The following is a 9942-nucleotide window of genomic DNA, read 5'->3' on the forward strand; positions in this document are numbered from 1 at the left end:
AGCCACATGCTCAGTATGACAGTTCCTTTTACCTCCTTTCTCATCACTTCATTACATAACCACCTCACCGCATGCTCTGGGCCGGTTTCTTATTTGGGTTGATTGGCAGTTTCCATTGCGTGGGTATGTGCGGAGCCATTGCGCTGGCGTTGCCCGGCGCGGGGCAGTCGCGCGGGCGCTACGTGCTGGGGCGGGTGCTCTACAATCTGGGCCGGGTGACTACTTACGCCATGCTCGGAGCAATAGCCGGCGGGCTGGGGCAGGGCCTGCGGCTGGCCGGCTGGCAGCAAAGCCTGTCGCTGCTCTCGGGCCTGCTGATTCTGGTGCTGGTGGTAACGCCCGAGCGGTACCTGGGCCGCGCCGCCGGGGCGCTGGGCCTGGCACCGGTGCTGGCTAAGGTGAAAAACCGGCTGGCTTATTTCTACCAGCGGCCCTCGCTTGGCGCATTGTACACCACCGGCCTGTTAAACGGCCTGCTGCCCTGCGGCTTAGTGTACCTGGCGCTGGCCGGGGCCCTGAGCGCGCCCGGTGTGGCGGGCGGGGCGACCTACATGGCCCTGTTTGGGCTGGGCACGCTGCCGCTGATGCTGGCCCTCTCGCTCACCGGGCAGCTCGTGCCGCTGGTGTGGCGCGGGCGGCTGCGACGAGCCGTGCCGGTGCTGGCGTTGGGTTTGGCCGCGCTGTTCATCGTGCGCGGGCTGGGCTTGGGCATTCCGTACCTGAGTCCGCAACTGCCCGCTGCCACCGCCACGGCCGCCTCCGAGCGGCCGGCTACTACCGTCACAATCTGCCACTGAGGCAATTCTGGTCGTTGGTGGCCCCTCTTTTTCCAATTCCCCGCATTCCTCTCTTCTGAATACTCTTTCCTGCCTGCCCATGAAAACCTTGCTTGTTTCCCTCGACCACACCGCCGCCACCGAGCACACCCTCGCTTACGCCAACAAGCTGGCCGTGCGCTGGCCGGCCGAAATCGTGCTGCTCTACTGCCACCCCACGCCCGCCGAGCCGCTGACCGAAGCTGCCACGGCCGCCGTGCTGGCCGCCGAAGAGCAGCGCTTGCGCAGTCTGGTGGAACGCCTGCGCTACCAGCAGCTCACCCGCCAGGACGGCCGCCGCATCCGCTACCGTTACCGCCTGCACAGCGGCTGCCTGCACGACCACGTGCGCGCCGAAGCTGCGCTTTGCGGGGCCGATATGCTGGTGATGGGCCTCGAACACGTGGATTGTGGCCGCGAAGAAGCGCCCGGCAACCACGCCGCCGCCATCCGCGAGCTGGTAGATTGCCCGGTGCTGTTGGTGCCGCCGGGCCGCCGCACCCTGCCCAACCGCCTGGTTTTCGCTGCTGATTTCAGCGCGCTGCCGCTGGCCGTGCTGCCCCGGGCCTCAGCATTGGCCGAGGCATTTCCGGCCCCGCTGGAACTGGTGCAGTTCTACGCCCCTTACGAGCGGAACCGGCGCCGGGCGCTGAAGCTGGCGCTGGGCCGCGCCGCCGCCCAGCTCACCTGGCCCGTAATTGGTCGCCACCTGCTCGAAGACGATGCCCCATTGGAAGGCACCGGCGACTTCTGCGCCCGCACCCAGGCCCAGCTGCTGCTCATCGCCCCCACCAGCCAGGCCGAGCTGTTGCGCTATTTCGATGCCTGCTATACGGCCACCCGCGCCTACCACACCTGCATTCCGGTGCTGGTGCTGCCGGCCACCGCACCGGCCACCGCCGTCACCTGCTGCGACAAGTGCACCGAGCGCCTCGCCCAAACACCCCGCACCCTGGCCTCGAATGCCGAGCTGGCCGCCGGGCTGTAGAGACGCGACCCATCGCGTCGCGTCGTTGCTGACGCTGTTATGGTTGGTTCAATGGCAGCGTTCAACGACGCGACGCGATGGGTTGCGTCCCTGCAATCCGGCTTTTTATCACTCGAAACCACCTTGCTATGTCAACCGTCACCACTTCTGCCCAAAACCTTATTCCGGCCCGTACTGCTGTGGAAAGCTGGATGCGCGAATTCCAGAACTGGCTTTGCCGGCAGCTGGAAACGGCCGATGGCGGCGCCACTTTCCGGCAGGATGCCTGGGAGCACGAGGGCGGTGGGGGCGGGCTGACCCGCGTTATCAGCAACGGCGACGTGCTGGAAAAGGGCGGCGTGAACTTCTCGGCCGTATCGGGCCGCATGAGTGAGGCGGCGGCCCGGCAGCTGCTCATGCCCGACCCCGCCTACTTTGCCACCGGCGTAAGCGTGGTGCAGCACCCGCGCAGCCCGTTGGTGCCCATCTCGCACATGAACGTGCGCTACTTCGAGGCCGGCAACGGCGAAGCCTGGTTCGGCGGTGGGCTCGATTTGACCCCCATTTACGTGGATGAAACCCAGGCGCGCTGGTTCCACGAGCAAATCAAAATCAGCTGCGACCGGCACGACGCCAGCTACTACCCGCGCTTTAAGCAGTGGGCCGATGAGTACTTCTACCTGCCCCACCGCCAGGAAACCCGCGGCGTGGGCGGCATCTTCTTCGACCGCCTCACGGTGGGCCGCGACGGGTCGTTCGAGGAACTGTTCGCCTTCGTGCAGGACGTGGGCGAAGTATATGGCCGCACTTACGCCGAGCTGATCCGCCGCAACCGCGACCAGCCCCACACCGAAACCCAGAAACAGTGGCAGCTGGTGCGCCGCGGCCGCTACGCCGAGTTCAACCTGGCCATTGACCGGGGTACCAAATTCGGCCTCGAAACCGGCGGCCGCACCGAAAGCATCCTCATGAGCCTGCCACCCCAGTGCGAGTGGCACTACGATTTCCAGATAGCCCCCAACTCGCCCGAAGCCGCCACGCAGGCCTGGCTTCGTAAGGATGTGGAGTGGGCGTAGGGACAGCGCAGCTAAGCCCCGCCCCTACATCGTCCTCTTAACCCTTAAAACTGGGCCTGCAGCGTCACGTAGAAGCTTCTCGCGTCGGCGGGGATGATGCCGGGGCCGGGGTAGGCGGTGGCGCGGCGGGTGAAGTAGCGGTTGTCGGTGAGGTTGTTGAGGCCGGCTTCGAGCTTGAGGAACTTGTACTCGTAGCTGCCCGACAGGTCCATGATCCAGTAGGCCGGAATTTCGCCGAATACGGCCGAGGGTTCGCGCAGGCTGTTGGTGGCATCGGTGAACTGGCGGCTGGTGTAGGCGTACTGGTAGGCCAGCTTGAGCGGGCCGCGGCGCAGCGTGAGGCCCGCTTTGGCGATGAGCGAAGGCGCCAGCTCCACCTTTTTGTCGCGGAACACGGCGTTATCGATGTTGTAGCGGGCATCAACCAGCGTGAGGTTGGAAAACACGCTCAGGCCGGTGCGGGCGTTTTCGCCTTGCAACAGGCGCAGAATGTCAGCTTCCACGAACGTTTCGAGGCCCAGGTTACGCGAGGGGCCGATGTTGGTGCGCAGCAGGTAGTTCTGGAAGAGCACCGTGTCCCTTCCGGGTCGCAGGCCGATACGGTTGTTGTAGGCCAGGTAAAACAGGCTGGCATCGTAGGTGAACACGCCCGGCCGGCCGCCGCGCAACCCCAGGTCGGCGCTGTAGCCCCGCTCGTCGCGTAGGTTCTGATCGACGCGAATGCCGGGGTTGACGATGCGCATATCGTTGAAGTTGATGGCCCGGTAGTTCTGCGAGAAGTTAGCGTACACCTCCACCTGCTCGGTGGGCTTGAAACTGGCCCCAAGGCCGCCCAAAAGCAGGCCGCGGGTGGTCTGGCGCCGCTCGGCAAACTTTTCTTCCGAAAGGAAATTACCGGCCTGGTCGTACTCCTCGCGGGCAAATGTGCCCTGGGCGCGAGTCCGAATCCACTCGTAGCGCAGGCCGGGCGTGAGGCTGAGGCGGGGTGTGAGGTTGAAGATGTTCTCGACGAATACGGCCGCGTTGCGGCTGGGGTACTTGTAGGCGGCCTGAATGATGGAGGCATTCTGCTCGGCCGGATAAAACGTGAAATCGGCATCGGCGGCGCGCGAGCCGGGGCCCTGGCGCTGGTCGGTGAAGCCGTGGTAGTAGCGCCCGCCCACCAGCAGCGTCGAGAAGGAGCCGGCCAGGGCGTAGCGGTGCAGCAGGCGCAGCTCGGAGCCCACGTTGCGGAACTGGTCGCGCAACAGCAGGCGGGCCGAACTCAGGTCGTCGGGCCTATCAATGCGGCTCAGGTTGCCCAGGGCAGTGCGGTCGGCGAGCAGCCCGAAGGTGCGCCAGTTGAGGCGGGTGGCGTCGGAGAAGCGGTAGTCGGCGGTGGTGGCCAGCAGGTTCCAGTTCACCCGAAACCAGTTGCGGGTGCGGCTGCTCTGGCGGGCATCCTGGTCAAACTGGGCATCGGTGAGGCCGCCGGGCTGCTGGGCCAAGTAGTACATGCGGGTGTAATCCAGCCCGATTTTGAGCCGCTCGGTGGCCGCGTGCTGCACGCTGGCGTAGGCCGTATGCACATCAAAGCCCGAGTTGGGCCGCCACCCGTCGCCGCGCTTGTACTGGTAGTAGGCGTAATAGTTGGTGCGCCCGAGCTGGCCGCCCACGCTGTTGAACGAGTTGAAAAACCCGAACGAGCCGCCCGTCTGCCGGGTCGTGAACTGCACCTTTTTATCAGTCGGCCCTTGGCGCAGTACGAAGTTGAGCATCCCGCCAAACTGGGTGCCGTACTGCAGCGAAGCCGCCCCGCGCACCACCTCAATCCGGTCCAGGGCCTCGGTGGGGGGCGTGTAGTAGCTCTCGGGGTAGCCCAGCGCGTCGGCCGAAATGTCGTAGCCGTTCTGGCGGGTGTTGAAGTTGGCCGTGCGGTTGGGGCTCAGCCCGCGCCCGCCAATGCCCAGCTGAATACCCGCCCCGTCGCTTTCCCAGATGTTGAGGCCGGCCACTTTGGCAAACACCTGCCGGGCGTTGTTGGTGGCCAGGTTGGCCGTTACGTTCTCCAGCTCGATTACCTCCGTTTTCTTAGCCTCATAAATAGCCGTGCCCTCCACCGAATTTAGCCGCCGGATGCCGAACCCCTGTTCGCGCTGGCCCTCCACGTTCACTTCACTCAGCTTCACATCCGAAGGCGCGAGGGCAAAGTCCAGCGTGGCATTGGCCGTTAGCTCTACGGGCTTGGTGAGGGAGGTGAACTGCTCGGCAAAGGCCGTGAGGGCGTACGTGCCGGCCGGCAGCTCGCCAAACTGGTAGCGCCCCTGCGCATCGGTGCGCGTAAGCTGGCCCGAGTTGGTCAGTAGCACTTCTGCCTGCGCCACCGGCCGGCCCGTGCGTGCGTCCGTCACCCGGCCGCTCAGCGTCAGGTTCTGGCCGAGGGTAGGCAGGGTGAAAAGCAGCAGGAGCAGAAGCAGCAAGCGGGGCATTGGGCGGGGGTGAGGTGAATCGGGGTGCAAAAGTACGCTTATACTGAGCGAGATACTACGGTAGAGGTGGGGCTTGGCCCTGCCCCTACGGCCGCCGGAATCATTTACCCGCCGGCTCGACTTGCTCCAGCGGAAGAATCCAGGCCTTGGCCCCAAAGCCCTCCTGCTGTTGGGCTAAATCAAGTTTTGGGTTGATGAGCAGGCGGGAGCTACGGCCGTTGAGCGTTACGTACGCTTCGGCCCGCACCTGCGGGTTGGGCACGCCGCGGCGACGGTAGTCGTCGCGCAGGATGTGGGCAAACTGCAGCAGCATATCGGGCTGGGTGGCTACCTGCTTTTCCTGCGTTACGGTGAGGTAGTCGCGGTTGCGGATTTCGGTTTCGTGGCCCGTGCGCGGGTCGCGTACGTAGAAAAACGCAGTGCCGCTTTTTTCCATCAGCATCACCCGCCACGAAAAACGGTAGCCCTGCTCGCTCCAGAACAAGTCGCCCGGGTACAGCACGAACCGCCACGGCAGCAGTACATGCACCAGCAGCCACAGCCCCAGCGCCACCACCAGCCCCCGCGGCGCGGCTGGCGTAGCAAAGGTTGCTGCAGGAGCCGAAATCGACAGTGCAGCGTCTCTGCCCAGCAGGCGGCGGCCCCAGCCCAGTAGCTTCTCGTGGAAGGAAGCCGGGAAAAACAGCAGCGTGCTCACCATCATGATGTAGGGGAACATGCCAATCTGGAAGAGCACCGCCGTGAGCACGTGAAACACCACCACCGTGACGTAGGCCCAGTAACGGGTGAGCCGGGCGCTCAGAAAAAACGGAATCGTGAGGTCGTAGAACGCCCCGAACCAGCTGAACGCGTAGGCCACCCAGAGCTGATCGAACAGCCCGCCGATGAGCGGCAGATCGGTGTGGGCGGGCAGCCACAGGCGTAGCGGCATGGCCTCAAAAAGCCAGTCGGGGTTCAGCTTGGCCACGCCGGCAAAAAAGTACACCATCCCCATCTGGGTGCGCAGCAGCAGCCCGGCCCACTGCGGTACCGTGGCCCGCCACCGCTCCGGCTGCCAGCGTGTATCAAGCGAAAACTGCGCGTTGGCCGGCACCCAAATCAACAAAAAAGCCACTACCGACACGAAGTAGTAGTGGTTGAGGTAGTTGCTCTTGTCCAGGAGCTCGACGTAGGTAAACGCCAGAAAAAACACCACCGCCGACCAACGGTACCACGCGCCCAGCATAATGCCCAGCGCCGCCAGCGCCATCAGCCCGAACACCACATGCATGCCTAATGCGCCGGCCGGCTGCACCCACTCGAACCCGTAATACGGAAAGAACACCTTAGGTGCGACGTACAGGTCCGTAATCCAGCCCTTGGCCGCAAACCGCACAATGCTGGCCAGCATCATGCCCCCAAACAGCACCCGAAACACCACCAGCGGCGCCGCAGAAACCGGTCGCATCAACCAGGAAGTGGGGGAGGTAAGGGTGGGCATTGGGTTGAGTGAGAATGGAAGGGGCTTAAATACAAACGTGTCATGCTGAGCGAAGCAGCGCGTAGTCGAAGCATCTCTACCGCAGTGCTATTCCTGCTATTGGGTTTACCACTGCGGTAGAGATGCTTCGACTACACGCTGCTTCGCTCAGCATGACGCGTCATTAGTCGCCTCAATTAGGCTCAAAAATTAGTCGCCGTCGTTGTCGGTGTAGGTGATGGATACGCCGAGGGCCGAGGGCATGTCGGTTTTGGTGAGAATGATGAGCTTCTGGAATTCGTCGTAGACCTTGTTGACGCTGGCCGGCTGGGTGGCTACGGCCTGGGTAAGCGGGCCGGGCACGGCATCAATGGCCGCCAGCACGGCATCAAACTGCTGACTGATGGCGTTGGCCAGCGGCTTGTCGTTGTACTGGGCCTTCACGTGAGTGAGGTAATCGTCGAGGCCGGGGCCGTTGGCGGTACCAGCCTGGCCCAGAAACAGCGCCTTTTGGGCCTGCACGTTACGCTTGAGCAGCTCCAGCGAGAGGTTGCCATAGGGCGCCTCGGCCCTGGTTGGCTGGGCCGTGCCCGCTGTGAAGCGCCCCGACGGAACGCCTACCTTGAAGCGCTTGGTTATATCAATGTCAGCGTTGAGCTGGTTGACCAGGTTGGCTACCGCGCTGCCCACGGCCGTGCCGGTAGACTGCTGGAAGGTTGCGGCATAGCCGCCGGCCAGCCACTTGTTGTAAGCTGTTTCGGTGCGCTGCTTGATTTCGGCTGTTACGGCCTTGGCATAGGCCCCGCGGGCCGACGAAGCCGTGAATTTCGCCACTACCGCTGCGGGCGTCGCGCCTTCGTGGAGCAAGTAATCGAGCGCCGGAAAACCCTTGGCTGGCAGGTTGGCCGTCGTACTCAAATCGTAGGAGCCAGCCCCGATGTTGGCTTCGATCTGGGAGGTCGAGGTAGGGTAGATGTTGAGGTTGGAACGCAGCATCTGCTCTTCGGCCGGGCCGAACTCGTAGGAGCTCATGGCCTGCCAGGCAAGTCCAGCTTCGCGCAACTCAGCCCGGGCCGTTTGCAGAGTGGCCTCCGACGGGCTGGCCGCAAAGGCCGAAACGGCCGCGTTCAGCTGGCCAGCCTCGGTACTCAACTCGCGCAGACCGGGCACAATCAGCTGGTTGGAGTAGTTGGCGAGCATGGCGGCCCGGTCGAACGAGTCGGCGGGGGCGGCGTTTTCCGATTTGCTGTCGGAACTGCAGGAAGCCAGCAGGGCCAAGCTTAAGGTAGCGGCCGTCAGGCGTAGCGTTTTCAGGTCAGGTAGTAGCATCGAAGAAGAGGGAAAAGCAGGGGGCAGCCCCGGCCCGGCTAACGGAAAAGGGCTGCCAGCTGCAGGTAACAGGTCCGGCGGGTGCCGGGTTCAACTTATATGCTGCCTTTAATGGCATCGAGGCCGTAGGCAGAGCTGAGTAGGTTGAGGGCGTCGTTGATGTCGGCGCCGGTAGTGGCGTAGAAGTTGTCGCCGAGTTTGGTCATCACCTGAGCGTAGGTAGCGTCGCTGATTTTGCGGTCCTTCTTGTAGCGCAGCCCCATTACGAAGCCCCGGGCCTCCGACAGGTAGTGGCTCTTGAGGGCCTGGTCGGCCACTACGCCCTTGGCGGCGTTCAGCTCATGTATGGCAGAAGAAGCAACCAGCGTCTCCCAGTTGGTGCGCAACGTGGCGGCCGCTTCGTTTTTGCCGGCCATGTCGTTGTTCGAAATAGCGGCCCGGCCTTTCAGGAAAGCATCCATCAGGGCTTTGTTCAATTTCAATGCGGGGTCAACTTGGTTGCTGTAGTTCGCCCAGTATTTGAGGCCCGTCACGTTGGTTGGGAAATCAACCGGGGCACCGAAGTAGCCGAAGGCTTCATCCCAGTGGTGCTCCATGGTGGTGCCTTCGCCGGGCTTCACCGTTTTGTTGTCTACGGCGCTGCCAATTTTGTCGTCCGTCAGGTAGGTGTCAACGGTCTGGTAGTAGAACACGGCACCCATCAGGCCCTTCTGAATCAATTGGCCCAACTCCACGCCCTTGGCATTCACGAGGTATTTCTTGGTGCCATCGGTGGAGGTGAGGATGCCGGCGGTGCCGTTGATGGCGGGCAGCTTGGCGCTGAGGCTGGCCGTGGCCACATCCTTCAGGTAGCCGTCGTATTCGGCCTGCACGGTGCTCAGCGTCTTGTCGCGCAGTTGCTTGCCGGCCGTGTTCAGCTCGGCCGCCGCGAAGGGGCTGTTGGTGTTGGCGTACATGTTCTGCAGCTTCTGGGCATCGAGCACCGCACCGGTATTAGCGGTTTTGATGTAGGTGTCCAGCTCGCCGAGCATGGCCAGGCGGGCCTGCTGGCCGCTGTAGTTCACGTTGGCAAAGTTGTAAGTGACGGGCACCTCATACTTCGGCGCATCCGGCGTCACTTCATTTTTATCGTCGGAGCAGGCGGTGAAAGTAGCAGAGGCCAGGGCCAGAGAAGCAAACGTGAGCAGGCGGGCAGAAAAGCGCATGAGTAGCAGTAGTGAGTAGTTGTTTAGAATCGTTTCGATTATGGAACAAAAGTAAGGGCCATTAGTCACTCCCACAAGCCTATCTTTAATTATTTTAAATAAGAATAAGGTAGTTCTGGGCCGTTTATCCTGCTCGTGTCAAGCTCTGATATGCCTTCCAGGGTGCAGTATCAAGCTTTTGTAATGCCCAGTAACCCGGCTGGCAGTAGTATTGCAAGCAGACAAACTGGTTCGTACGCAGGTAGGCAAGTCTGTCTGGAGCAGCATCCCTCGGCCCTTGCGCTATGCACTTTCAGCTTCGGCATCGTCCAGACTTGCGCAAAGAGTATGTAGCGCGAAATTCCGGCTTCGCGCGTCGTTGCTGATGGCCGCGCATTGCTTATCGTTCAACGATGCGCGAAGCCGGAGCTTCGTGCTACATACTCTCGCATCACTGTTTCGTAAGTGCTACTCATATAATGAAGCTGTTTAGGAAGTGCCAGCAATCAGTTAGGACGTCATGCTGAGCGAAGTCGAAGCATCTCCACCGCTTCGTTGTGGTCGTTTAACGAAGCGGTAGAGATGCTTCGACTGCGCTCAGCATGACGTTCTTTTGACTTTCTAAACAGCTTCAATAGAAAAGC

Annotated in this window: 7 protein-coding genes; 3 read left to right on the forward strand and 4 right to left on the reverse strand. The window is 62.5% G+C overall.

Translation table 11 applies throughout. The features are described from left to right. Positions 1-71 precede the first annotated feature (71 nt). From HW554_RS12015 to hemF, 3 genes are all read left to right on the forward strand, one after another. Positions 72-797: a sulfite exporter TauE/SafE family protein gene (locus HW554_RS12015; RefSeq protein ID WP_176908833.1), complete on the forward strand. Its 726-nt coding sequence runs from the start codon at positions 72-74 to the stop codon at positions 795-797. A gap of 79 nt (positions 798-876) precedes the next feature. Beyond that, positions 877-1803, forward strand: a complete 927-nt coding sequence (locus HW554_RS12020) for a universal stress protein (RefSeq protein WP_176908834.1) — start codon at positions 877-879, stop codon at positions 1801-1803. Positions 1804-1931: 128 nt separating this feature from the next. Continuing rightward, positions 1932-2858 (forward strand): oxygen-dependent coproporphyrinogen oxidase, encoded by a 927-nt coding sequence (gene hemF, locus HW554_RS12025; RefSeq protein WP_176908835.1) that lies wholly within the window; start codon positions 1932-1934, stop codon positions 2856-2858. Positions 2859-2902: 44 nt separating this feature from the next. Here the strand turns inward: hemF and HW554_RS12030 are convergent, their stop codons facing one another. The 4 genes from HW554_RS12030 to HW554_RS12045 form a co-directional block, all read right to left on the reverse strand. Beyond that, the gene (locus HW554_RS12030) at positions 2903-5326 is read right to left on the reverse strand and encodes a TonB-dependent receptor (RefSeq protein WP_176908836.1); all 2424 of its coding nucleotides are present in this window, start codon (positions 5324-5326) and stop codon (positions 2903-2905) included. Positions 5327-5426: 100 nt separating this feature from the next. After that, positions 5427-6806: an HTTM domain-containing protein gene (locus HW554_RS12035; RefSeq protein WP_176908837.1), complete on the reverse strand. Its 1380-nt coding sequence runs from the start codon at positions 6804-6806 to the stop codon at positions 5427-5429. Positions 6807-6995: 189 nt separating this feature from the next. After that, a complete protein-coding gene (locus tag HW554_RS12040) occupies positions 6996-8114 on the reverse strand; it encodes an imelysin family protein (RefSeq protein WP_176908838.1) in 1119 nt (372 codons plus the stop codon). Positions 8115-8209: 95 nt separating this feature from the next. Beyond that, positions 8210-9319 (reverse strand): DUF4856 domain-containing protein, encoded by a 1110-nt coding sequence (locus HW554_RS12045; protein ID WP_176908839.1) that lies wholly within the window; start codon positions 9317-9319, stop codon positions 8210-8212. Between the last annotated feature and the right edge of the window lie 623 nt (positions 9320-9942).

Source organism: Hymenobacter lapidiphilus (genome assembly GCF_013377885.1).
In the GTDB taxonomy this organism is placed as follows: domain Bacteria; phylum Bacteroidota; class Bacteroidia; order Cytophagales; family Hymenobacteraceae; genus Hymenobacter; species Hymenobacter lapidiphilus.

Bases quoted from the DNA above. Each gene is read 5' to 3' on its own strand.
- HW554_RS12020 (WP_176908834.1), top strand. From the start codon at position 877: ATGAAAACCTTGCTTGTTTCCCTCGACCACACCGCCGCCACCGAGCAC.
- hemF (WP_176908835.1), top strand. From the start codon at position 1,932: ATGTCAACCGTCACCACTTCTGCCCAAAACCTTATTCCGGCCCGTACT.
- HW554_RS12045 (WP_176908839.1), bottom strand. From the start codon at position 9,319: ATGCGCTTTTCTGCCCGCCTGCTCACGTTTGCTTCTCTGGCCCTGGCC.
- HW554_RS12030 (WP_176908836.1), bottom strand. From the start codon at position 5,326: ATGCCCCGCTTGCTGCTTCTGCTCCTGCTGCTTTTCACCCTGCCTACC.
- HW554_RS12015 (WP_176908833.1), top strand. From the start codon at position 72: ATGCTCTGGGCCGGTTTCTTATTTGGGTTGATTGGCAGTTTCCATTGC.
- HW554_RS12035 (WP_176908837.1), bottom strand. From the start codon at position 6,806: ATGCCCACCCTTACCTCCCCCACTTCCTGGTTGATGCGACCGGTTTCT.
- HW554_RS12040 (WP_176908838.1), bottom strand. From the start codon at position 8,114: ATGCTACTACCTGACCTGAAAACGCTACGCCTGACGGCCGCTACCTTA.